The 23,143-nt window shown below is 62.5% G+C and carries 18 protein-coding genes; 13 read left to right on the top strand and 5 right to left on the bottom strand.

Going from position 1 to position 23,143, the window contains the following annotated elements:
• The 4 genes from ACTJKE_RS06130 to ACTJKE_RS06115 form a co-directional block, all read left to right on the top strand.
• On the top strand, window positions 1–393 hold a 393-nt coding region (locus ACTJKE_RS06130), incomplete at its 5' end, for an isochorismatase family protein (protein ID WP_440691397.1).
• Between the two features lie 357 nt (window positions 394–750).
• Window positions 751–1,953: an HlyD family secretion protein gene (locus ACTJKE_RS06125; RefSeq protein ID WP_058327591.1), complete on the top strand. Its 1,203-nt coding sequence runs from the start codon at window positions 751–753 to the stop codon at window positions 1,951–1,953.
• 146 nt (window positions 1,954–2,099) lie between these two features.
• Entirely contained in the window at window positions 2,100–3,710 is a 1,611-nt protein-coding gene (locus ACTJKE_RS06120; protein ID WP_058327592.1) for an MDR family MFS transporter, read from the top strand.
• Window positions 3,711–3,752: 42 nt separating this feature from the next.
• A complete protein-coding gene (locus tag ACTJKE_RS06115; RefSeq protein WP_058327593.1) occupies window positions 3,753–4,217 on the top strand; it encodes a MaoC family dehydratase in 465 nt (154 codons plus the stop codon).
• A gap of 36 nt (window positions 4,218–4,253) precedes the next feature.
• Here ACTJKE_RS06115 and ACTJKE_RS06110 read toward each other — a convergent pair whose 3' ends face one another.
• Window positions 4,254–5,597 (bottom strand): aminotransferase-like domain-containing protein, encoded by a 1,344-nt coding sequence (locus tag ACTJKE_RS06110; protein WP_058327594.1) that lies wholly within the window; start codon window positions 5,595–5,597, stop codon window positions 4,254–4,256.
• Window positions 5,598–5,838: 241 nt separating this feature from the next.
• On the opposite strand from ACTJKE_RS06110, the gene ACTJKE_RS06105 reads away from it, so the two are divergent.
• On the top strand, window positions 5,839–6,597 hold the full coding sequence (locus tag ACTJKE_RS06105; RefSeq protein WP_058327595.1) for a sulfite exporter TauE/SafE family protein: 759 nt from the start codon (window positions 5,839–5,841) through the stop codon (window positions 6,595–6,597).
• A gap of 201 nt (window positions 6,598–6,798) precedes the next feature.
• Entirely contained in the window at window positions 6,799–8,592 is a 1,794-nt protein-coding gene (locus ACTJKE_RS06100; RefSeq protein WP_058327596.1) for a PAS domain S-box protein, read from the top strand.
• Window positions 8,593–8,633: 41 nt separating this feature from the next.
• Here ACTJKE_RS06100 and ACTJKE_RS06095 read toward each other — a convergent pair whose 3' ends face one another.
• Entirely contained in the window at window positions 8,634–9,173 is a 540-nt protein-coding gene (locus ACTJKE_RS06095) for an invasion associated locus B family protein (protein ID WP_058327597.1), read from the bottom strand.
• On the bottom strand, window positions 9,173–12,277 hold the full coding sequence (locus ACTJKE_RS06090; protein WP_197423460.1) for an autotransporter family protein: 3,105 nt from the start codon (window positions 12,275–12,277) through the stop codon (window positions 9,173–9,175). Before ACTJKE_RS06090 ends, ACTJKE_RS06095 begins: the two co-directional genes overlap by 1 nt.
• Before the next feature lie 201 nt (window positions 12,278–12,478).
• On the opposite strand from ACTJKE_RS06090, the gene ACTJKE_RS06085 reads away from it, so the two are divergent.
• From ACTJKE_RS06085 to ACTJKE_RS06075, 3 genes are all read left to right on the top strand, one after another.
• The gene (locus ACTJKE_RS06085; protein WP_058327599.1) at window positions 12,479–13,579 is read left to right on the top strand and encodes a sensor histidine kinase; all 1,101 of its coding nucleotides are present in this window, start codon (window positions 12,479–12,481) and stop codon (window positions 13,577–13,579) included.
• Between the two features lie 137 nt (window positions 13,580–13,716).
• Window positions 13,717–14,811 carry a sensor histidine kinase gene (locus tag ACTJKE_RS06080; protein WP_058327600.1) on the top strand — a complete coding sequence of 365 codons (1,095 nt, stop codon included), beginning with the start codon at window positions 13,717–13,719 and terminating at the stop codon, window positions 14,809–14,811.
• Window positions 14,808–15,611 (top strand): LytR/AlgR family response regulator transcription factor, encoded by an 804-nt coding sequence (locus ACTJKE_RS06075; protein WP_058327601.1) that lies wholly within the window; start codon window positions 14,808–14,810, stop codon window positions 15,609–15,611. The genes ACTJKE_RS06080 and ACTJKE_RS06075 overlap by 4 nt, the downstream gene beginning before the upstream one ends.
• A gap of 28 nt (window positions 15,612–15,639) precedes the next feature.
• Here ACTJKE_RS06075 and ACTJKE_RS06070 read toward each other — a convergent pair whose 3' ends face one another.
• On the bottom strand, window positions 15,640–16,533 hold the full coding sequence (locus ACTJKE_RS06070; RefSeq protein ID WP_058327602.1) for a LysR family transcriptional regulator: 894 nt from the start codon (window positions 16,531–16,533) through the stop codon (window positions 15,640–15,642).
• Between the two features lie 146 nt (window positions 16,534–16,679).
• Between ACTJKE_RS06070 and ACTJKE_RS06065 the strand changes: the two genes are divergently transcribed.
• The 3 genes from ACTJKE_RS06065 (at window position 16,680) to ACTJKE_RS06055 (ending at window position 20,705) form a co-directional block, all read left to right on the top strand.
• Window positions 16,680–17,291, top strand: coding sequence for a glutathione S-transferase family protein (locus ACTJKE_RS06065; RefSeq protein WP_058327603.1), 612 nt, complete (start codon window positions 16,680–16,682; stop codon window positions 17,289–17,291).
• A gap of 58 nt (window positions 17,292–17,349) precedes the next feature.
• Window positions 17,350–19,416, top strand: a complete 2,067-nt coding sequence (locus tag ACTJKE_RS06060) for an FAD-binding oxidoreductase (protein WP_058327604.1) — start codon at window positions 17,350–17,352, stop codon at window positions 19,414–19,416.
• 68 nt (window positions 19,417–19,484) lie between these two features.
• Window positions 19,485–20,705 (top strand): adenylate/guanylate cyclase domain-containing protein, encoded by a 1,221-nt coding sequence (locus tag ACTJKE_RS06055; protein ID WP_058327605.1) that lies wholly within the window; start codon window positions 19,485–19,487, stop codon window positions 20,703–20,705.
• Between the two features lie 10 nt (window positions 20,706–20,715).
• Here ACTJKE_RS06055 and ACTJKE_RS06050 read toward each other — a convergent pair whose 3' ends face one another.
• Entirely contained in the window at window positions 20,716–20,997 is a 282-nt protein-coding gene (locus ACTJKE_RS06050) for a DUF6074 family protein (protein WP_156436876.1), read from the bottom strand.
• A gap of 350 nt (window positions 20,998–21,347) precedes the next feature.
• Here ACTJKE_RS06050 and ACTJKE_RS06045 point away from each other — a divergent pair, with 350 nt between their 5' ends.
• Window positions 21,348–23,066, top strand: a complete 1,719-nt coding sequence (locus tag ACTJKE_RS06045) for an ABC transporter ATP-binding protein (protein WP_440691393.1) — start codon at window positions 21,348–21,350, stop codon at window positions 23,064–23,066.
• The last annotated feature ends 77 nt before the right edge of the window (window positions 23,067–23,143 follow it).

Genomic DNA, 23,143 nt, shown 5'->3' with positions numbered 1-23,143 from the left:
GCCAAAAATGCCGCCAACGGCCGCAAGAAAATCGTCGTCTCGGGGCTGTGGACCGAAGTCTGCAACACCACCTTCGCGCTGTCGTGCATGCATGACACCGACTACGAGATCTACATGGTTGCCGACGCCTCCGGCGGCACCTCGGCCGATGCGCACAAATACGCCATGGACCGCATGGTCCAGGCCGGCGTTATCCCGGTGACCTGGCAGCAGGTCCTGCTCGAATGGCAACGCGACTGGGCCCGCAAGGAAACCTACAATGCCGTCACCGCACTGGTGAAGGAGCATTCCGGCGCCTACGGCATGGGCATCGATTACGCCGTCACCATGGTTCACAAGGGTGACGAACGCGTCAGCCACGGCAGGACGATCGGCCCCAACCCGGCAAAGTGATCCCGGCCCGACCAGCGAACATCCGCAATCGCTTCGGCATGAATGGCAAGGCCGGCCCCGCAGGGGGCCGGAAACTCGCGAGCGTCACCTGGGGCGCAACCCGCCCTGGTTCTGCGGCCCGGGATCGCGCAGTAGCAGGACGGTGGCTTGGGCTTTCCGGCGATCCAGATTGGGTCACCGCATGTCGCAAGCTCCGGCGCAGGCGGTCGATTGCGACTTTGGCATTAAGGAATACAAGTGCTTTCCAAATTCGATTGACAAGCCAACTCCTCGCGCGCATTTTAGAAAACATTAGTTTTCCTAAATTGGCGAACGGCGTTTTGGACCGCCCCGCCACACCGGGGAAAGGAACCGGCCGTGAACCAGAACACGCCTATCGCCATCATCGAAAACCCCTCGCCGACTGCGGAGACAGTGCCGACCATTCGGCTCCGCGAGGAACTGCCTGCGATCCCGCCTGCCGTGGCTCCGGCCTCGAACATGCCCGCAAAGCGGCGGCTGCGCGGCCTGCTCTTCGCCTCCGTGGCCGTCGCGGCCGTGGCGGCCGCCGCCGATTTCGGGTGGGGGTACTGGACGACAGGCCGCTTCCAGGTGTCGACCGACGACGCCTATGTAAAGGCCGACAGCACGACGATTGCCCCCAAGGTCTCCGGCCATATCGCCGAGGTGCTCGTGGCCGACAACGAACGGGTAAAGGCAGGACAGATCCTCGCCCGCATCGACGACCGCGATTTCAAGGTGAGCCTCGAACGGGCCATGGCCGAGGTCGAGGCAGCGGAAGCCAACATCGCCAACAAGCAGTCGGCCCTGGTGGCTCAGCAATCCGCAATTGACGCGGCAAGGGCGACTGTCGAAGCCGACAAGGCCGACCAGACCTTTGCCGAGCAGGATGACAAGCGTTACTCCGAGCTTGCCAGACAGGGCTTCGGCACAGTCCAGAATGCCCAGCAGGCGGCCTCGCGCATCACGGCCGCCCGTGCAGCGGTAACGCGTGACACGGCGGCACTTGCCAATGAAACCAAGCAGCTCGACGTGATCAGGGCCGAGGTCGCCCAGGCGAAGGCAGCACTCGACAGCGCCAAGGCGGCGCAGAACCAGGCCCGCCTGAACCTCTCCTACACGGCTCTTGCCGCCCCCATCGATGGCGTGATCGGCAATCGCACCCTACGGGTCGGTCAGTATGTGCAGGCCGGCACCCAACTGATGGCGGTCGTCCCGACGGAGGCGGCTTACATCGTCGCCAACTACAAGGAGACCCAGCTCACCGACGTCTATCCCGGCCAGAAGGTGACGGTCGAAGTGGACACCTTCCCGGGGCAGGTCTTCGAGGGTCACGTCGACAGCATCGCGCCGGCGAGCGGCCAGGAATTTGCGTTGCTGCCGCCGGACAATGCGACGGGCAACTTCACCAAGGTGGTGCAGCGCATCCCGGTCAAGATCGTGCTCGACCGCGGGACCCCACGATCGGTGACCTTGCGGCCCGGCATGTCAGTCTACCCGACCATCGACACCAACCCGACGGCGACTGAGGTCGCGTCAAAGTCGGACAAGATCTACTAGAGCGCCGTGCGTTCAAGTGAACGCACAAAGGACGCTCTAGCACTTTGAATCTAGAGCATCTTTCCGCTTCCAGTGATTCCACTTGAGAGCCGGGATGCTCTAGGGGGCGATTAGGCGCCCATCTCACCACAAGGCAGGAGGGTGTTATGTCCACCATTGCTGAAACGGTTGCGCCCGGCACGCTGCCAGCCGCTGCGGCGCCATCTGAAAAAGCGAGCACGACGGCATGGATCGCGGTGCTCGCCGGCCTGATCGGTGCTTTCATGGCGATCCTGAACATCCAGATCACCAACGCCTCGCTGCTCGACATCGAGGGCGGGATCGGCACCGGCGTCGACAATGGCGCCTGGATATCGACCTCCTACCTGATCGGCGAGATCGTGGTGATCCCCCTTACCGACTACTTCAGCCGCGTCTTCTCGTTCCGGCGCTATATCCTGGCAAATGCGATCCTGTTCCCGATCTTTTCCGCGGCTTGCGCCTTCGCCCATGACCTCGGCTCGATGATCGTGCTGCGCGGTCTGCAAGGCGTTGCGGGCGGCGTGCTCATCCCCATGGCTTTCACGATGATCCTGACCCGGTTGCCCAAGACGCAGCAGCCGTTCGGATTGGCACTCTTCGCCCTGTCCGTCACCTTCGCGCCGGCGATCGGCCCGACGATCGGCGGCTACCTCACCGAGAACTACGGCTGGCAGTCGATCTTCTTCGTCAACACGCCCCCAAGCATCATCATGGTGGTTGCGCTCTACTTCACGCTCGAGAAGAAGCCGATGCAATTGTCCTTGCTCAAAGAGGGCGACTGGGCCGGTATCGTCACCATGGCGATCGGGCTCTCGGCTCTGCAGACCGTGCTCGAGGAAGGCAACAAGGACGACTGGTTCCAGTCGCCGTTCATCGTCAAGCTCGCCTTGATCGCAGCCGTGTTTCTGACCGCCTTCGTCATTATCGAGCTCAAGGTCGAAAAGCCGCTGGTCAAGCTACGCCTGCTCAAGCAGCGCAACTTCGGCGTCGGCGTTCTCGTCAATGTGCTGGTCGGAGTGGCGCTGTTCGGCACCGTCTACATCCTGCCGCAGTATCTGGGTCAGGTGCAGCGCTACAATGCCGAGCAGATCGGCTTCGTGCTCGCCTGGACCGGCTTGCCGCAGCTCCTCATCATTCCGCTCGTGCCGGCACTGATGAAGCGGTTCGACGCGCGCTACGTCGGCTTCGTCGGCATCAGCATCTTCGCAGCCAGCTGTTTCATGAACACGACACTCTCGCTCGACAGCGCCGGCGACCAGTTCTTCGTGCCCAATATCGTGCGTGCCATCGGCCAGGCACTGGTGCTGACGCCGATCACGGTGATCACGACCGCCGGCATCGCGCCTGGTGACGCGGCCGCCGCCTCCGGCCTGTCGAACATGCTGCGCAATCTCGGCGGCGCCGTTGGAACGGCCACGCTCGCGACCGTGTTGACCAAGCGGGAGCAGTTCCATTCCAACATCATCGGCCAGTCCGTCACGCTTTCCCGCGATGAGGTCCGTGACCGGATCAGCGATCTGACCCATCATTTCATGACGCATGGCGTATCCGACGTCGCGGTTGCGCAACACAAGGCAATCGCAGTTATCGGCGCGACGGTTCACCGCCAGGCGCTTATCCTGGGGTTTAGTGATACCTTCGCGGTGATCGGCACTGTGTTGGCGCTTGCCGCCATCGCCCTGCTTTTCACCCGGAAGATCCAGCTTGGTGGCGCAGGTGCGGGTGGCGCCCATTGAAAGCCTGCAGGTCAAAAGACGTGCACTCAGGGGAGGCAGGTTATGGACAGTTCGACGCCCGGTCGTCTCTTTCTGGACGACCTCTTTGTGGGACAACGCTTTACAAGCGGGACGCACACGATCGACGAAGCACAGATCAAGGCTTTCGCTATGCAGTTCGACCCGCAGCCTTTTCACATCGACGAGGCGAAGGCCAAGGACACGCTCTTTGGGGGTCTGGCTGCAAGCGGATGGCACACCGCCGCCATCACGATGCGTCTCAATGTCGAGACGGGCCTGCCATTTGCCGGTGGTGTCATTGGCGCCGGCGGAGAAATCAACTGGCCGGCTCCGACGCGCCCCGGGGACACGCTGCATGTGGAAAGCGAAGTCGTGGAGATCATACCTTCCCGCTCGAAGCCTGATCGAGGCATCGCCGTCGTTCTCAGCAGCACCATCAACCAGCACGGGGAAGTGGTTCAGAACCTCAAGGCCAAACTCGTCCTCCAGCGGAAAGCGGCGGGTTGACGCCGATTTAGCCCGAATATGCAGAGGCGGCGACGTTCATTCCGTCGAGACGAAATCGTCCTCCCGAGAGTTCAGCAGCGCTGCCAGCGTGCTGAGGCCAATGTCGAGCTGATCCATTGCCGGGCTGGCAAGCGCGAGCCGGACCGCGTTGGGCGCGTGGCCCGGCGTGATGGCAAAGGTCGTCGACGGGGTCAATGCAATGTCGCGCCTGGCGGCAGCCGCAACAAACGTCTGCGAACGCCAATGGGGCGGCAGCGTCAGCCAGAGATGGTAGCACTTTGGGTTGGCCTTGACCTCGAAGCCCTGGAGATGAGCGGCGGCTAGCTTCTGCCGCGCCTGCGCATCAAGGCGTTTCATCGTCATGAGCGCGGCAACGGTGCCATCGGCCATCATCCGCGCGGCCGCCGCAAAGGCAAATCCTGTCGCGGTCCATCCACCCGAACGCACAGAGGCGATCACACTTTCCCGTAGCCGCTCGGGCGGCACGATGAAGCCGAGCGCCAGGCCGGGCGCCACCTTTTTGGAGAGGCTGTCGACGACAATGCAGCGATCCGGCGCGAGGGCGGCAAGCGGCGGCTCGTCGTCAAGGAACCCATAGACATTGTCTTCGATAACAGGAAGATCAAGCATCTCGACCACCCGCAGAAGATCGGCCCGGCGCGCCTCACTCATCGTCGCGCCCAGCGGATTCTGGACCGCCGGCTGGATGTAGATGGCCGAGAGATGCGCCTCGCGATGCGCTTTTTCAACGGAATCGGGGCGCACCCCGCCTTCGTCCATCGAAAGCGGCACCAACGCAATTCCGAGCCGAGCGGCAATGCCCTTGACGAAGGGATAAGTCAGAGCCTCGACACCGCAGCGACCGCCCGCCGGAACGACAGCCGCGAGAGCCGCAGCAATGCTCTGCCGGCCATTGCCGGTGAAAACGAGGTGTTCAGGACTGGGCGACCAGCCACCTTTGGAGAGGTGCGCTGCTCCAATGTTTCTGATCGCCGGCGTTCCGATGCTGATCGCCTGGCGCGATGCAACGTCGAGCAAGGCAGGAGCAGCCAACCCCTCCAGGCTTCTTGCGATAAGCGCTGTCTGGTTGGGCAAGATCGGGTAGTTGAACTCGAAGTCGGTACGGATACCACGCGGCTCTGCGAGCGCCGCCACGCCTCGCCTCGCCTCCCCGGAGATAAAGGTGCCCCTGCCCACTTCGCCGACAACGAGACCGCGGCGCAACAACTCGGCATAGACGCGGCTTGCCGTGGATACGGCAATCTTGCGTTCATAGGCAAAGCTACGCTGCGGCGGCAGGCGGTCGCCCGGCCTGAGCGACCCAACCGCAATTTCCGCGGCGATCGTGTCGGCAAGCTTCAGGTATTCCGATCTCGACATTATTGCACCGAGTACAATGTTTCAATTGCACCGAGAATTATATCGGAACATTTTATTCTCATCAAATCCCATTCGCCCGGGACCGCGACGGTTTCGCAGGCCCGAGCGCTCTTTTCGAAGCGCGCTCAGGCTGGCGGCATCGCACGCCCGGAGCAAGGGCTGGAAACGAGACAATGCCTGTATTTCTCAACCAACCGACCACTCTCGCGTTCAAGGCGCACGCGAATGCGGAGGCACTCCGATGGAACTGACCGTCCCGACGATCCTGGTCGCCTTTGCCGGGATATTCCTGATCTGCTTCATGAAGGGGGCGTTTGGCGGCGGTTTCTCCATAGTCGGTATTCCGCTGCTGTCGGTCGTGATGGACCCGGTCACCGCGGGCGGCCTTCTCGCGCCGCTCTTCGTCGCGATGGATCTGTATGGGTTGCGCTACTTCAAGCGCACCACCTGGTCTGGTCCCGACCTCGTGCTGCTGCTTCCGGGGCTCATGATTGGCATCGGGCTCGGCTATCTGCTGTTCCGCTTTCTCGATCACCGCACCGTTGCGATCGTGATGGCGGCGACGACCCTGCTCTTCGTCGGCCTGTGGCTGGCAAGGGGCGCAGAGGTGACGGCGCGCCCACGCTCGACCCCGAAGGCGATTTCCGCCGGTCTCGCCTCAGGCATAACCACGATGGTCGCACACTCGGGCGGACCGCCGCTGGCGATGTATCTGCTGCCGCTCGGTCTCAGCAAGGAGGTCTACGCGGGAACGACGAGCCTTTTCTTTACCGTTGGCAATGCAACCAAGGCCCTGCCGTGGTTGTTGCTGGCGAAGCCAACCGCCGATCTCGGAGTGCTGATGGCGATCTGCCTGCTCGCCGTACCAAGCGGTGTTACGCTCGGCTGGCGGCTCCAGGGTATGCTCGACCAACGGCAGGTCTATCGCGCCTGCTATGGATTGCTGGTCCTGGTGGCGCTGAAACTATTGTGGGACGGCGTTTCCGGCTTTCTCGTTTAACCGCCGCATCGCCAACCTGTCCAAAGAGGATGCTTGCGACCGAGCAACATCTCGCGCCATAGGCGTATTGCGCAAGCTGCGCCTGCAAAGCTTTTCACTTTGCGTATTGACCTAAGTTTCTCAAAAGGTTGAAGTGCTCTGGCCATTCAAGCGAGGTACTTCACCCTGCAGAGCAGCGCCCCTTTCACAGCAGCAGGAGAGATGGGTCGGTTGATCCAGTCTTACCGCTGGGACGACAGCCCGCTCGGCCCCATGGTGGCTTGGCCGCCATGTCTGGCGGCTGCGGTCGACATCATGTTGCCGGCGCAGGCGCAGATCGTGATGTTCTGGGGCGAAGAATTCGTGGCGCTCTACAACGACGCCTATGCGCCGACCATCGGAGACAAGCACCCTCGCGCACTGGGGCGCCCGGCGCGTGAAAACTGGGGTGAACTCTGGAGCGACCTCGAGCCTCTGCTGCGACGCGTGCTGGAACGCGGCGAGACGGTGGTCGCGAAAGACCGTCCCTTCTACATCGAGCGACACGGTTATCCCGAAACGGCTTACTTCGATATTTCCTATTCACCCGTCCGGGACGAGGAACAGAGGGTTCGGGGCGTGTTCTGCATCGTCAACGAAACGACCGAACGCGTGAAATTCGAGGGCGCGCTGCAAGCCAACGAAGAGCGGCTTCGCGCCATCTTCTCGCAGTCAGCCGCCGGCATCTGCCAGATGGACCTGACGGGCCGCTTCCTCCTGGTCAACAATCGCTTCTGCGAAATCGTCGGCTATACCGAGACCGAACTGCTGACGATGCGGATGCACGACATCACGTTTCCCGAAGACGTCGCCGAAAGCGCCCGGCTGTTCAAGGCGATGGCGAGCACCGGCCAGAGCTACGAAATCGAGAAACGCTATTTGCGCAAGGATGGCAGTCTTGTCTGGGTAACGAACTCGGTCTCCGCGCTTCACGATGAGCGTGGCAATTTTCGGCAGGCCGCCGCCGTCATCGTCGACATCACCGAACGCAAGCGGGCCCAAGAGGTCGAACGTCGCCTTGCGGCCATTATCGCATCCTCCAACGACGCCATTCTCGGCATCGATCTCAGGATGAGGATCACGACCTGGAATTCCGGGGCGGAGAGGCTCTACGGCTATTCGGCCGAGGAAATGATTGGCCGCTCCGTCATGACGCTGGTTCCCGAAGACCGAATTGACGAAGAGCCTGCGATCCTCAGGCAGGTCAGCGCGGGTCTCAAGGTGGAGCCATATGAGACCAAACGGCTCCATAAGGACGGTCGAAGCGTCGATGTCCTGCTCAGCGTTTCGCCGATCTACGACGCCTATGGCAGCATCGTCGGCGCTTCGAAACTGGCCCACGACATAACCGTGCGGAAGGAGGCCGAGCGCCTGCAGACCGTCCTGGTCGGTGAACTGAACCATCGCGTCAAGAACGTGTTTGCAACCGTGCTGGCCATTGCCCGGCAGACGCTCGGTCGCAGCGACAGCACGAACGCTGGAGAGGTGCAGGCTTTTGAAGCGCGGCTGGTTTCGATGGCACGGGCGCACGACCTGCTCACCCATGGCAACTGGGAACGGGCGGATTTGAAGGCGATCATCAACCAGGCGATCTCTCCCTACTCGCAGGAAAAGTTCGTCGTTTCCGGTCCGCAGATCCAGGTTCCGCCGAGGATGGTCGTATCGCTGTCCCTGGCGCTGCATGAGCTCGCCACGAACGCCGCCAAATACGGCGCACTTTCGACCGGGAACGGGCGGGTCTCCATCACGTGGTCGCTCCAGAGCGGCACGTCGACCCGGCTAACGCTGCGCTGGCAGGAATCCGGCGGGCCGTTGGTAAAGCAGCCATCGCGCAAAGGATTCGGCTCGCGCTTGATTCAAACCCTGTTGGCTGCCGAACTGAATGGCCAGGTGGAGATCAGCTACCATCCCACGGGCTTGGTGTGCTCGGTCGACGCGGCCCTGCAAAGTGGGTGGGACGAACCCACCGCACCCTAACGGCGCATTGGTAACCCCCGAGCATCGCGCCTGGTAGCGGCTTACGCCTTGCCGGAGAGCGCAAGCACACGATCCAATGCTGCAGCAAATCCCTTGAGCGATACTGAGAACGTCACGTTCTTTCCCGTATCGCTCACAAAGGCACCGATCTTCAGGGCCGTTCCGCTGCGCAGCAACGCGACCGTCCCCTCGGTAAAGGTCAACGACACGATGCAGCCGATGGGCAGGCAGGTGCGGAACGGCGTTGCCTTGCCACCGGTCGGCTCATCGACGCCGAGGGACACGCCCTTTTCCAGGTAGAGGCCGAAGGGAAGCGCGAGGCTCCCCGCCAGACCGGCGTTTTCAGCCTGCCGAAGTTCGAGCGTCAGTACGTGCTGGCCACTCTTGTGAAACTGCTGTTGCGACAGGATGCAATGCTTTTTGCCGTCGGCCTCGGCGCAGGCGACGCTCCAGTCTTCATAGGTTTCAGAAAGCTGAGAGGGCGCGGCAGCCTTCCCGGCCGCCGCGTCCTCTCCGTAAAGCGGCGTGATGGCGACGAAAGTCGCCATCAGCACTGTCGATAGCCAGACGAGCCGGCGCATCAGAAGCGCACGTCAAGCTTGGCATCGACCGCATTCTGCGTCGTGCCGGAGCCGAACTGTCCGGTGTAGGTGATGCCAAGGCTCGCATTGCCGGTCAGCGCGAAATCGATGCCGGCCTCGATGATCGCCGCGTCTTCGGCAATCGGCGTACCGGCAACCGAGAAGGCGCTGCCCGTGCCGAAGGCCATGGTCGAGAACGGCGTCGTGTCGCCAAAGGCGTGCTGCCAGCCGAGCATGCCGCGCACCTTCGCATCTGTCGCGCCGAGGCTGAGCGGAGCAGAAGCGCGCAGACCGAGCGTCGTGAAGGTCGTGTCGGTCGTGTTGCTCTTGCTCGACAGGGCGGCCGCGGCACCGCGCTCGGTGAAGCCGTCGGTGTGCAGGCTGACATAGGCGAGGTTCGCAAAGGGCTCGAGCGCCACATCAGGCAGGTCGATGCGGTAGCCGACTTCGCCGAACGCTTGGAACGTCCCAGCGTCATAGTCGGCCTTCAGTTGATCGGTGAAGCCGGGGAAGGCAACGCTGCGCGACGTGTTGATCGAGTGCCAAGTATAAGCGAGGCCGGACCTGAGCGCGACATCGCCCCAGCGGCCGCCGCTATAGACACCGAGGTGATAGTTGTCGCTGTCACCGCTGGAGGCGCGGCTGTCGACGTCGAAGTTCGACCGGCTGTAGCCGGCCATGATGCCGATCAACGCATTGTCCGAGACCGCCGCATCGAAGCCGGTGACGAAACCGCCCGTCGACTGATCGAGGCTGCCGGCGTTACCGTTGCCGTCGGTATTGGTCCAGGAGCCGAACACCTGGCCCCAGCCGACCATCGCCGGCGGCGCGGCGGGAACGGCGTTGACGACGGCGACGGCACCGGTCGTGATCTTGTCCTCAGGGCCGTAAGCAAGAACCGGAACGCTCGCAGCACCCACGTCACCGAAGGCGTCGCGGATGCGGTCGTTCACCGCATTGCGCAGCAGGCTGCTGTCGTTGATCAGCGCGGTCTGCGCCGAAGCATGGACTTCGCCGGACAGTTGGTCGAAGGCACGACGTGCCGCGTCGCCGTCGAGGATAGTCAGCGCATTGTAGAGCCCGAGCGACGGGCCACTCTGGGCAAGTGTGTTGAGCGCAAGTGCCGTCTGTCGCTGGTTGCCGGTCGCAGCCTCGCCTTCAAAGACGCCGGGCTCGGTGGGCTTCGGCTCACCTGGTTTCGGTTCACCGGGCTTAGGTTCTTCGCCGGGTTTCGGCTCTTCGCCTGGCTTCGTACCGCCGTTCTTGACCTTGATCTTTAGGTCGACCTGCTTCTCCTTCTGGTCAAGCGAGACCTCAAGGAACGCCGATTTCGAGATAGCCTCGGCAAACTTTCCTTCAATAGCACGGTCGGCTGTCAGGATCGTATAGGTCTGCCCTGTCTTGTAGCTCGTGTTGGGGTCGAGGGCGGTCACCTGGACATTCGTGCCGCTGCCGATCTTGGCGATACCGGAGTTTTCGTTGGTGCCAATGCTCTTGACGACGATCCTGTCGGAACGGCCGTCACCGGCAACATCCGCCTCGTAGATCGAACCGGTCGCCATATCCAGTCGGCCCATGATCGTCAGCGTGCCGGTGGAATTGTTGCCGGGCGAAATGATCGCCTTGGAGTCGATATACGTGTCGCCAACCGTGCCGGAGCCGCCGAGCCTACCGAAAGAGGTCGAGTTCGGATCGCGGATGCGGTTCATCTCGCCGAACACATTCACCTCATTGGTATAGAAGCGATCACCCTGTACCCGTCCCGTCTCACCATCGACGATGAGCGTGCCGCCGCTCACTTCGAACCGGGTCTCGCTGTAGTCCAGGGGGCCGTTATCCGGGTCGTTGTCGATCGTGTCGAGGTTGCTCTTCAGAACCAGCTTGCCACCAGAAACGTTCACCTTGCCGTTGAACTTCGTCAGGTCGCCGTTGACGATGGTTTCCCCGGAAAAATTGCTGATCGTGCCCTTGCCGACGAGCGTGTTGGCAAACTCATAACCGGTGTTCGTGTGGTTGAAATTGACGTAGCCCTTCCGCGGGCCAAAATCGATCTTCGTCGACGGATCGACCGTGCCTGCCGCCTGCGCCTGCCGAGCACGTGGCTCGGCAATATTATTCAGGTCGACCTTGCCGCCGATCGTCAGATTGCCCATACCTTCGTTGCTTATGCCCCCGATATCGGAAAGCACGATTCCGCCGCCAGCCGAAAGCCTGGCGCCGTTGGCGACCGAAAGGTTGACCCGTCCGGCTTCGCCGATCGTCAGCTTGTCGGCGACCTTGAACTCGCTGCCGGCGCCATCGACATAGACCTGAATGGTGTCGACGCTCTCATCCTCGCGCAGGACAGCAGTGTTGGTCGAGACCACGGCGCCGTTTTCGATCGTGAAGCTGTCGCCGACTGTGAACTCTCCGGTGTTGACCCACCGCGAATTCTCACCGGTCACCAGAACCGTGCCGTTTTCGAAGTAAGCCGTCTTAGAGTTGATGAGGCCGCCGTTCTCGATCCTGACCGCAGCCGTGTTGAGCGTCAGGGCGCCGTCGGCAACACCCAGATAGTCGGTGGCGAGCATGGAGCCGGCACCACGCACCACGAGCGTTCCGTCGCCCTCCTGCAGAGCGCCGACATGGGTCTCCTTGGCGGATACCTTTCCGCCGTTCTCGACGATCAGCGTGCCCTTGCCGCCGTAGATGCCCCCCTCAAAACCGCCGACAAAAAGCACGCGGTAACCGTTCGGATTGGCATCGACAATGTCCCAGGTCGACCCGGAACCGGAGACCACGACCGTACCTACGCTGCCTCTCCCGTCGGCGATGTAGCCGTTGAGGCTCTTGACGACGGCACCGTTGTTGATGGTCAGGGTCGCGCCAACGGGACGGCCGCGGATCACGAGATTGCCGTTGATCGTATGGTCGCTGGACCAAGTCTCATCGTTTGGCACGAGCAGTCCGGCCGCTTTTGCCGGCGACGGCACGAGCGGCATCGCCGCCAGCATCATCGAGACGAGACCGACGCGGCCTAGCGCTGTCGAACTCAGAAGGTTGATTCTCGAAACGTCCGCCTTTGCACAGATATTCAATGTCTGCCCCTTTTCCTTTGCATCCATGGGCGCACAACTCCCAAGCGAACGGTGACGCCGGGAAAGCGCGGTCATGGGCCGGCTATAGCAAGCCCGCGAAGGGGGAGAATTCGGCTTTCTGCAAACGGCAAATTGCAGCGCTGAAGGGCTGTGGCTTTCTGCAAACCGCTTGATTTCGCCGACGAACGTCAATCGACAAGCGTGCCGACTTCGCGGATAAAGCCTTGCATGGCGCGAACAAATAGCACGATTTCGGCGGATGAAGCACAGTATGTCGCGGGCGTTCGCCGGGCAACGCTCTCCTTCGGCTTCCTGTACCAATTCATGCAGTTCGTCATCAGCAGCGCGTTGTGGGCGATCCTCGGATACGACCCGATCAAGATCGCGCCAATCACCCTGATCCTGATGTTGAACGGGACGCTGATGTCCTATGCAATGGCGGCGATCCTCTTTCACTTTAGAGAGAGGTCCATTCTCTTCAAGCTTCTGCTCGGCTCTGCCCTGTCGCTCGTGGCGGCGGCCATCAATGCCGGCGTCGACTTCCTCTGCCACGGCCTGATCGAACATGGCGACCCGGGCGACATCAACTGGACCAATGTTGGCTACACCATCATCTACTGTATGGCGCTCTTCCACGGATGGGCGTTTCTCTACATCGCGCTTCTCGCCAATTTCGAGTTGCGCGAGCGCGAGCGCCGCCTCGCCGTGACGCGGGAGGAGGCACTGGCGGCGCAGATGCGAGCGCTGCGCTACCAGGTCAATCCGCATTTCCTGTTCAACACCTTGAATTCGATTGCCGGTCTGATCGAAGAGGGGGCTTCGACAGTGGCCGGTCGTATGGTGCTTTCGCTTTCTTCTTTCCTGCGCACCACGCTCGAACTCGACCCGATGCAGGACGTATGTCTGGCCGATGAACTGGCGCTGCAGCTCGGCTATCTGAACATAGAGGGCGAGCGCTTCTCCGACCGTATGCGGGTCAAACTCGACATCGCACCCGGGCTTGAGCAGGCGCTCGTGCCGAGCCTCATACTTCAGCCCCTGATCGAGAACGCCGTGAAACATGGTGTCGGCTGCTCGGTCGGCGCGGTCGAGATCCTCATCACGGCCACGCGACGTGGCGAAACCCTCGAGCTTTCGGTCGAAAACGACCTGACGGCGGGGCCGCCGCTGAGCGCCAAAAAACCAACCGGCACCGGTACGGGGCTCAAGAACGTTGCCGACCGCATCAATGCACGGTTCCCGGAGATGGGCGCTTTCATATCCGGGCTCGTGGCGCCGCAACGTTTTCGCGCATCCATCACCATGCCCCTGCGGATAGCTGGCCCCTAAGCCACCTTGGAAACGGCAAGCCGGCAAAGCCAAACGGCACAGAATCCCGCCGGAAGCGCCGCGGCTTTCTGCAAACCGCTTGAAATCGCCGACGAACGGCAATCGACATCGGCGCCCGCTTGAACCATAAAAATGGAATGAAACCAGAGGATGAAGCCAAATCAGTGGACGAAAGCGCCTATATCGCCAGCATGCGACGCGCGACGCTCTGGCTCGGTTTTCTCTACTGGTTCGTGGAATTCCTCATCAGCAGTATCCTGTGGGGTATACTCGGGATCGATCCGATCGTGTCTGCCCCCGGCAAATTGCTGCTGATGTCCTGTGGCATGGTTCTTTCCTACGGTATCGCGGCGACGATGTTTCGCGTCAGGCACCGGCACATCGCCACCAAGATCGTCGTTGGATTCTCGACCTCTCTCATAGCCGCCTTTGCCAATACCGGCATCGACTTCCTGCTCTATGTTTTATTCGTGCGTCCCGACCCGATCACGGTCGACTGGACGAATACCGGTTACACGCTCGTCTACAGCATGGCCACCTTCGTCGGGTGGTCGTTCTTCTTCGTCGCGCTGCTCTACAGCTTCGAGCTGCGTGAGCGCGAACGGCGACTGGCGATCTCGCGCGAGGAAGCATTGGCCGCGCAAATGCGCGCGCTGCGATACCAGGTCAATCCGCATTTCCTGTTCAATACGCTGAACTCCATCACCGGGCTGATCGAGGAAGGGCAGACCGTTGCAGCGACCCGCATGGTGATGTCGCTTTCCAACTTTCTGCGTACGACTCTGGAGCTCGATCCTTTGCACGACGTGCGGCTTGCGGATGAACTGGACTTGCAAGCCGGCTACCTTCACATCGAAGGCGAGCGCTATTCCGACCGGATGAAACTCAGGATGGACATTGCCAGCGGCCTGGAAGAGGCACTGGTGCCAAGCCTGATCCTGCAGCCCCTGATCGAGAACGCGGTCAAACACGGCGTTGGCCGCTCACCTGAACAGGTCGAGATCGTCATCAGCGCCGCCAAGGTCGGTCAGTCGCTTGAGATTGCCGTCGAGAACGATATCGCCGCGGACACCGATAGTGGGCGGCGCCAGTCCTCCGGCACTGGGATCGGCCTCAAGAACGTCGCGGATCGCGTCCAGGCGCGGTTTCCGGGGGTCGGGGCCTGTGTATCCGGGCTCGTGACGCCCAGGCGTTTCAGAGCCGCAATTACAATGCCCCTGAGGCTTGCATGAACCAAATCCAGACAGTCTCCCTTTCGATCCTCATCATCGACGATGAACCGCTCGCCAGACGCCGCTTGCTGCGCCTGCTCGGCGCGATGCCAGGGGTCGAGGTCTTGGGGACGGCCGGCAATGTCCAGCAGGCCTGCAGTCTCATCGCCGAGCTGCAGCCGGACGTGATCCTGCTCGATATTCAGATGCCTGGCGGCACCGGCTTCGACATCCTGGAGCACGTGGGCAGCAACGCGCCCGCGGTCGTCTTCGTGACCGCCTTCGATCACTATGCGCTTCGCGCCTTCGAGGCGGCTGCCGTCGACTATGTCACCAAGCCGATCGAGGCGAACCGCCTGCGCACCGCAATCGAGCGGGCACGCGTGGCGATCGCGGCACGAACGAGCACCGAACGTGTGGTGGAACTCAGCGAAACCGTGCGGGCACTGCGGCAGGCGCTGCGCAAACACGAAACCCAGTCGGCCGATCTCTGGATCAAATCCCGCGGAGAATTCGTTCGGATCGCGCTCGACCGGGTCGTGCGTTTCCAGGCGGAGCGCGATTATGTCCGCATCCACATCGAAGGCCGGTCCTATCTGCATCACGAAAGCCTGGCTTCGCTTGAACGCCGGCTCGACCCGGCAGAGTTTCTGCGGCTTCACCGCAGCTCGATCGTGCGCCGCGACTGTATCGTGGGGCTGAAGCAGGCCCCCTTCGCAGCCCTCATCGCCCTTCTCTCCGACGGCAGCGAAATTCGCGTCGGGCGAACCTATGCGCGCCATATCCGGCCGACCACGGTCGAGCGCCCTCAAGCGGACTGAGGGCCGAAACCGGGGCGATGGATCGGCTTTAGCGCAAGACGCCGCGCAGCCGCGGCACCGCAAAATCCACGAAGGCCCTGAGCTTCATCGGCACGAGGCCCTGCGGGAGATAGACCAGCTGGACCGGAAGCGGCGGGTGTTCGAACGCCTCCAGCAACGGAACGAGCAACCCTTCCGAGACGGGACTCGCTACCTGATAGGAAAGCACCCGCGTCAGGCCAAGGCCGGAGATGGCGGCATCGACGGCCGATTCCGCCGTGTTGACGATCAACCGCGACCGGATCGGCGCGGCCAGTTCGCGTCCATCGTCGAGGAAGCGCCAGACATGGGCGGCCGTGACGTTTTCGAAGGTGATGCAGTCGTGCTCGGCGAGTTCGTTCGGATGCCCGGGGGCGCCGTGCTGCGCGACATAGCCGGGGCTTGCATAGACCACGCGGCGGACTGAGCCGAGCCTGGTCGCCACCAGGTTGCTATCGGGAAGGTTGCCGATCCGAAGTGCCAAGTCGATATGGTCGTCAACGAGATTGGCAAACCGGTCACCCAGCGCCAGCCGCATATCGATCTCAGGATGAGCCTTCAGGAAGTCCACGACGACGGGAAGAACGTGCAGGCGACCGAAGACGATCGGGGCAGAGATCGTCAGGTCGCCCTTGACCGCGCTGTATTCGCCGGCGGCCACCCTTTCCGCCTCTTCGACCCGCGCCAGGATCTCCTTGGCGGCCTCGACATAGGAGCGGCCGGTTTCGGTCAAGAGGATCTTGCGGTTCGTGCGAGTGATGAGCTGGGCGCCCAGATGCGCCTCAAGCTCCGAGACCTTTCGGCTGACTGTGGCAAGCGGCATCTTGAGCTGCCGTGAGGCAGCCGACAGGCTGCCGCTGTCGATGACGGCGAGCAGAACCCCCATGGCGTCGAGGCGATCCATCTTTCCTTCCAAAAAACGGGAATCAGTCTATCGTTCCCGCAGTCTACTGCCAAAAAATGGAAAGTCATAGATTGACTTCGAAGGCGGTTCATCCCGAACCGTCGGAGGGCCGCGACGGTTCTCATGCTCTTCGAGGGACATCTCCCATGAAACTCTATCGCCATCCGCTGTCCGGCCACTCGCACCGGGCTCAGCTCTTCCTGTCGCTGCTCGGCGTACCGCACGAACTGGTCGACGTCGATCTCAAGGCCCGGGCGCACAAGGAGCCGGAGTTCCTGAAGCTCAACCCGTTCGGCCAGGTTCCGGTCCTCGATGACGACGGCACTGTCGTTGCCGACTCCAACGCCATCCTCGTCTATCTCGCCAAGAAGCTCGGCCGCATCGATTGGCTGCCGGAAGATCCGGCTTTGGCCGCCAGGGTGCAGAAGTGGCTTTCGGTTGCTGCCGGCGACATCGCCTTCGGTCCGGCGGCTGCCCGGCTCGTCACCGTGTTCGGCGCCAATCTGCGGGCGGAAGAGGCTATCGCCCGGGCCCATCGCGTGCTGGCGCAGATCGATGCGGAACTGAGCAGCCGCGACTTCCTGATCGGCGCCCGGCCGACCATCGCCGACGTTTCCCTCTACAGCTACGTTTCCGCCGCACCCGAGGGTAATGTGGACCTTTCCGACTACCCGCAAGTCCGGGCCTGGCTTGCCCGCATCGAGCGTCTGCCCGGCTTCGTCGGCTTTGAAAAGACGGCCGTCGGCCTCGCCGCCTGACGAACTGGCCCGGGGCGGTCACACTGCCCCGGGCCTCACCCCAACGAGGTTTCAGATCATGCCGGACAATGCACAACAGAAGCGGCCGGACTCTCCCTGGCACGAAGGCGAACTCGCCATCCAGCGCAGCCTCGGCGTCGTCGAGCGCATGGATGCGACCGGGCGTAATTTCGTCCGCAGCTTCATGCCCGAGCAGCACCAGCAGTTCTTCCCGATGCTGCCCTTCGCCGTCTTCGGCGCGGTCGATGCGCAGGGTGACGTCTGGGCGACGATGCGCGCCGCGGCCCCCGGCTTCATGCAGGCGCCCGACGCCTGGAACCTCGACATACGGCTGCCCCGTGATCCAGATGATCCGGCGGATGCCGGCATGGGCGACGCACACTCGATCGGCATGCTTGGTATCCAGCTCGAAACCCGGCGCCGGAACCGGCTCAACGGCGCGATCCTGCGCGACGGCGACGTCAGTTTCACCATTCGCGTGCGCCAGAGCTTCGGCAACTGCCCGCAATATATCCAGCTCCGGCAGTTCTCCTTTTCCCGCGATCCATACGAACCGGCATCGCAACGGCCGATCCGTTACGCGGCCCTCGACGATCGCGCCCGGGCGATCATCGCCAACGCTGACACCTTCTTCGTCGCCTCCTATGTCGACCGCGATACCGGCGAACGGCAGGTCGATGTCTCCCATCGCGGCGGAAAGGCCGGCTTCGTTGAGCTCGGCGAAGATGACGTTCTGACCATCCCCGACTTCTCCGGCAATCTGTTCTTCAATACGCTCGGCAACTTCATGGTCAATCCGCGCGCCGGCCTGCTGTTCGTCGACTTTGCGACCGGCGACATGCTGCAGCTGACCGGCAGCGCCGAGGTCGTACTGTCGTCGCCGGAAGTCGCAGCCTTTCAAGGCGCCGAGCGGCTATGGCGCTTCCGCCCCGAGAAGGTCGTCTATCGCGAGGACGGCCTGCCGCTTCGCTGGGCTTTCGAGGATGGTGGGTGGTCGCCCAGCCTGCTGACAACGGGCGATTGGGATCAGGCAAAGGTGCGGCTGCAGGCTGCGGCCGTCGCCGAGGCGTGGCGAGCGTTTCGGGTCGCCCGCGTCGAAGAGGAAAGCACGACCATCCGCTCGCTTTACCTCGCGCCGGACGACGGCATCGGCCTCATGGCTCACCAGGCCGGCCAGCACCTGCCGATTCGGGTGAGGATAGACGCGGACGGCAAGGCACTTGTCAGAAGCTACACGCTCTCTTCCGCCCCGACCGACGCCCTCTATCGCATCAGTGTCAAGAATGACGGCACCGTCTCGCAATACCTGCACGGGCTGAAAACCGGCGACCGGATCGAGGCGCGCGCGCCGGCCGGCAGCTTCACGATCGATGGCACCGAGCGGCGACCGGCCGTGCTGATCGGCGCCGGCGTCGGCATCACGCCGATGGTCGCCATGTTGCAGCACATCGTCCACGAGGGGCGCCGCAAGCGCCGCACGCGCCCAACCTGGCTTTTCCAGGCCGCTCGGTCCCGAAACGAACGCGCCTTCGAGCGGGAGATTGCCGCTCTGGTCGAGGAAGGCCAGGGCAACATCCGCCTCATACGTGCGCTCAGCCAGCCGGAGACCGCGACCGAAGGGCAGGACTATGACGTCGGCGGCCGGATCGATATCAGCCACCTCAAGTCCACGCTGCCCTTCGACGACTACGACTTCTATCTCTGCGGCCCGGCGGCTTTCACGCAGTCGCTGTATGACGGATTGCGCGGGCTTAATGTGGCCGATGCCCGCATCCATGCGGAAGCCTTCGGGCTCTCGTCGCTGACCCGGCGGCCGGATGGCGGTGCTGGGCCGATCATGCCACCGCCCGCCAGCGCTCCCGTACACGTCGTCTTCGCGAAATCCGCCAAGGAGACCAGTTGGCAGCCGGGCGACGGCAACCTGCTCGATCTCGCCGAAGCGCGCGGGCTGACGCCCGAGTTCGGTTGCCGCAACGGCAGTTGCGGCTCCTGCAGAACGCCGGTGCTCGAGGGGAAGGTGACCTACCCGTCGCTGCCCTCCTTCCCGGTGGCAGAGGGCGAGGCGCTGATCTGCTGCGCCGTTCCGGCGGAAGGTGAGGAACGCAAACTACATCTTTCGCTCTGAGCTCTGGTTCGGCTATTGATGATGCACCACATCATCAGGCAGTCGACGTCGACCGAGCGGGATGCGCCATGAACGACCAACAGATACGCGATATCATGCTCTGGCTTTCCGAACAGGGCCTGAAAGGCCTGGAAGAGCCGGAGTTGTTTGCCGGCTTCTGCGAGCAATGCCGCGCAGCCGGCCTGGATCTGGCCCGCGCGCTTGGGCTGATCGACACATTGCATCCGGAATTTGAGGGCCGCGCCTTCCAGTGGAACGACGAGAGCGAGGTCACGCCCGAAGTCATCCAGTACGGCTCGACGACCACAGGCGAAGCACTGCTGAACTGGCAGAACTCGATCTTCTACCACATGCTTCGCGACCGAGCGGCAGAGCGCCGCATCCGGCTCTCAGCCGATGAAGGCACCACCTACAACATAATCGACAAGCTGAAAGATGAAGGTCACACCGACTGCATCAGCATGATTCACCATTTCACCGACCAGGGCCGTGTCGGCGAGATGGACTGTTTCTATTCCTATTGGACGACGCGACGCGACAGCGGGTTCAGTGACGATGATGTCGCCGCACTGAGAATCCTGCTGCCGACCCTTGCGCTGGCCGTGAAGGCCGGCTCATGCGTGCGCATCATCAGCACGCTCGCAGACGTCTATCTCGGCGCCGACGCCGGTCAGCGCGTCGTCAAGGGCAGCATTGCCCGCGGCTCGGCGGAACGTATCGAAACGGTCATGTGGTTCTCGGATCTGCGCGGCTACACGCGCATCTCGGACACCGCCGCCCCCGACGAGATCATCCCGCTCCTCAACGACTATTCGGGCACGGTAATCACCGCCGTTCACGACCACGGCGGCAGCGTGCTGAAGCTCATCGGCGACGGCGTGCTTGCGATATTCAACGCCGACGATCCGGCAATCGCCTGCGCCAACGCGATTGCGGCGGAACGGCAGCTGCGCCGCATGCTGGCCGAGCTCAACGCACGCCGGCAAGAGGAGGGCAAGCCGACGACCGACGTCTATCTCGGCCTCCATATCGGCGAGGTCTTCTACGGCAATATCGGCAGCCAGACGCGGCTTGATTTCACCGTCGTCGGCCCCGCCGTCAACGAAGTGAGCCGCATTTCGTCGATGTGCCGTTCGGTGGAGCGGCACATGATCATGTCCTCTGATTTCGTCGAGGCCTGCCCGCCGGAACATCAGGTTCATGCGGTGTCGCTGGGTCGTTTCGCGCTGCGCGGCATCGCCCGGGCAAAGGAACTGTTCACCTGGGATCCGGAGCTGCCGGTGAATTGAAAAGGCGCCGTTACTGGCTCATCGCGCCCTGAGAGACGCGCGAGAGGTGGCGGTGCTGCAGTTCGGCCTGAACCTCACCCTGGAAGTCCATCACCTGCCGGCGCACTTCGTCTTCCGAGCAGCCGCAGGCAAAAAGTTCGTCGGCAAGGGCGCGGCACCGGCGGCGCCAGAATTGCAGCGCTTCGGCGCCATGCAGGTCTTCGAGCTCGGCGGCAGCGGTGCGGATGGCGGTCAATCTCCTCGTCACTGGAAACGGAACGATCGTACCTACGTCGGATTCCGTGGCTTTCACTGATTGATTGCCTGCCATCGTCTCATTCGCCCCCTGGAACTTCGTGCGTTGACGCGAACGCTTGAAGACGCCCTACGCTTGTCGATATCGAGCACCTCAGATGCCTCCGATGTCCCCAATCGAAGGCGAAGCACTCTGGTGATTCCTGTTCTACGAAGCTTATGGTTAACGTTTCCTTCCCGCCGACGCCGCCAAGTGCGGATTGATCCTCTGCAAGACGGAAGATGTCGACCCCGTCAAACACACGACACGGTTTTCGGCTTTTCTGGGTTGGTTTCCGGCACAAAACATGACATTGGAAATCATATTTCTGCTGACCCTCGGTCGCCGCCCCCAGTGAGTGCACCTGCATGTTGAAGCGTTTCTTCGCGTTTTACCGCCCCTATCGCGGCCTGTTCATTCTCGACTTCTCCTGCGCCGTATTGTCCGGCCTGCTCGAACTCGGTTTCCCGATCGCGGTGAAGCTGTTCGTCGACCAGCTTTTGCCGAGCCAGCAATGGACGCTGATCCTCCTGTCCTCGGCCGGCCTTCTGCTGGTCTATCTGCTCAACACCGGCCTGATGGCGACAGTTACCTATTGGGGTCACATGCTCGGCATCAACATCGAGACGGACATGCGGCGGATGGCCTTCGACCATCTGCAGAAGCTCTCCTTCTCGTTCTTCGACAACCAGAAGACCGGCCATTTGGTCGGACGCCTGACGAAGGACCTCGAGGAAATCGGCGAAGTCGCCCACCACGGGCCGGAGGACCTGTTCATAGCGATCATGACCTTCATCGGCGCTCTGTTGCTGATGCTGATGGTGCATTGGCAGCTGGCGCTGATCACGGCCGCCGTGGTGCCGATGACCGCCTGGGTCACCAGCCGCTATGGTGGGCGGATGAGCCGAAACTTCCGCAGCCTCTATGGCCGTGTCGGCGACTTCAACGCCCGCATCGAGGAGAATGTCGGCGGCATGCGGGTGGTGCAGGCCTTCGCCAACGAAGCCCATGAGCGCAGCCTGTTCGAGACCGACAACCAGAACTATCGCCGCACCAAGCTCGAAGCCTATCGCATCATGGCCGCGAGCACGTCGCTCAGCTACATGAGCATGCGGCTGACGCAGCTGATCGTCATGATCACCGGCTGCTACTTCGTGCTGACGGGCGAACTGACGAATGGCGGCTTCGTCAGCTTCCTGCTGCTGGTCGGCGTGTTCTTCCGCCCGGTCGAGAAGATCAATTCGGTCATCGAGACCTACCCCAAGGGCATTGCCGGCTTCAAACGCTTCCTCGAACTCATGGAAACCGAACCCGATATCGAGGACCGGCCGGGTGCTGCCGACGTCTCCGGCCTCAAGGGCGACATCACCTATCGCGGCGTCTCGTTCGGCTATAGCGCCGAGAAGCCGATCATCCAGAACATCGACCTGACGATCCATGCCGGCGAGACGATCGCCTTCGTCGGCCCCTCGGGCGCCGGCAAGACGACGATCTGCTCGCTGCTGCCGCGCTTCTACGAGGTCAGCGAGGGTTCGATCACCGTCGACGGTATCGACATCCGTGACATCACGCTCTCGTCGCTGCGCGGCCAGATCGGCATCGTGCAGCAGGATGTCTTCCTCTTTGCCGGCAGCATCCGCGACAACATCGCCTATGGGCGGCTTGGCGCGAGTGAAGCGGACATCCTGGATGCCGCGCGGCGCGCCAAGCTCGACGGCATGATCCAGGCATTGCCGGACGGCATGGACACGGTGATCGGCGAGCGCGGCGTCAAGCTTTCCGGCGGGCAGAAGCAGAGGCTGGCGATTGCCCGCATGTTCCTGAAGAACCCGGCGATCCTCATCCTCGACGAGGCGACCTCAGCGCTCGACACCGAAACGGAAAGGGCGATCCAGCAGTCGCTGGCCGAACTTTCCAAGGGCAGGACGACGCTGATCATCGCGCATCGGCTGGCAACGATCCGCGATGCGGACCGCATCGTCGTCGTCGACGGCAGCGGCATTCGCGAACAGGGGCCGCATGAAACGCTGCTCGCCGCCAAGGGCGCCTATAGCCGCCTCTATCACGCCCAGGCAGGCGCCGGCTGACAAAGCCGCGGAGCTGCAGGCATTGCATGCGGAAGGCGGGGGCGATACGAACGGAACACAACGTCCCCTACCCTCCG

Origin of the sequence: Ensifer sp. 22521, from assembly GCF_052044795.1 — a bacterium.
Lineage (GTDB): Bacteria > Pseudomonadota > Alphaproteobacteria > Rhizobiales > Rhizobiaceae > Ensifer.
Note: the sequence above shows the minus strand (reverse complement) of the source record. Positions and strands in the feature narration are given on the sequence as shown.

Excerpts from the sequence above, each read along its gene's own strand:
- ACTJKE_RS06075 (WP_058327601.1), top strand. The coding sequence starts at position 14,808 with ATGAACCAAATCCAGACAGTCTCCCTTTCGATCCTCATCATCGACGAT.
- ACTJKE_RS06085 (WP_058327599.1), top strand. The coding sequence starts at position 12,479 with ATGGCGCGAACAAATAGCACGATTTCGGCGGATGAAGCACAGTATGTC.
- ACTJKE_RS06105 (WP_058327595.1), top strand. The coding sequence starts at position 5,839 with ATGGAACTGACCGTCCCGACGATCCTGGTCGCCTTTGCCGGGATATTC.
- ACTJKE_RS06070 (WP_058327602.1), bottom strand. The coding sequence starts at position 16,533 with ATGGATCGCCTCGACGCCATGGGGGTTCTGCTCGCCGTCATCGACAGC.
- ACTJKE_RS06095 (WP_058327597.1), bottom strand. The coding sequence starts at position 9,173 with ATGCGCCGGCTCGTCTGGCTATCGACAGTGCTGATGGCGACTTTCGTC.
- ACTJKE_RS06115 (WP_058327593.1), top strand. The coding sequence starts at position 3,753 with ATGGACAGTTCGACGCCCGGTCGTCTCTTTCTGGACGACCTCTTTGTG.
- ACTJKE_RS06080 (WP_058327600.1), top strand. The coding sequence starts at position 13,717 with ATGAAACCAGAGGATGAAGCCAAATCAGTGGACGAAAGCGCCTATATC.
- ACTJKE_RS06055 (WP_058327605.1), top strand. The coding sequence starts at position 19,485 with ATGAACGACCAACAGATACGCGATATCATGCTCTGGCTTTCCGAACAG.
- ACTJKE_RS06100 (WP_058327596.1), top strand. The coding sequence starts at position 6,799 with ATGGGTCGGTTGATCCAGTCTTACCGCTGGGACGACAGCCCGCTCGGC.
- ACTJKE_RS06045 (WP_440691393.1), top strand. The coding sequence starts at position 21,348 with ATGTTGAAGCGTTTCTTCGCGTTTTACCGCCCCTATCGCGGCCTGTTC.
- ACTJKE_RS06120 (WP_058327592.1), top strand. The coding sequence starts at position 2,100 with ATGTCCACCATTGCTGAAACGGTTGCGCCCGGCACGCTGCCAGCCGCT.
- ACTJKE_RS06065 (WP_058327603.1), top strand. The coding sequence starts at position 16,680 with ATGAAACTCTATCGCCATCCGCTGTCCGGCCACTCGCACCGGGCTCAG.
- ACTJKE_RS06090 (WP_197423460.1), bottom strand. The coding sequence starts at position 12,277 with ATGGATGCAAAGGAAAAGGGGCAGACATTGAATATCTGTGCAAAGGCG.
- ACTJKE_RS06060 (WP_058327604.1), top strand. The coding sequence starts at position 17,350 with ATGCCGGACAATGCACAACAGAAGCGGCCGGACTCTCCCTGGCACGAA.
- ACTJKE_RS06110 (WP_058327594.1), bottom strand. The coding sequence starts at position 5,597 with ATGTCGAGATCGGAATACCTGAAGCTTGCCGACACGATCGCCGCGGAA.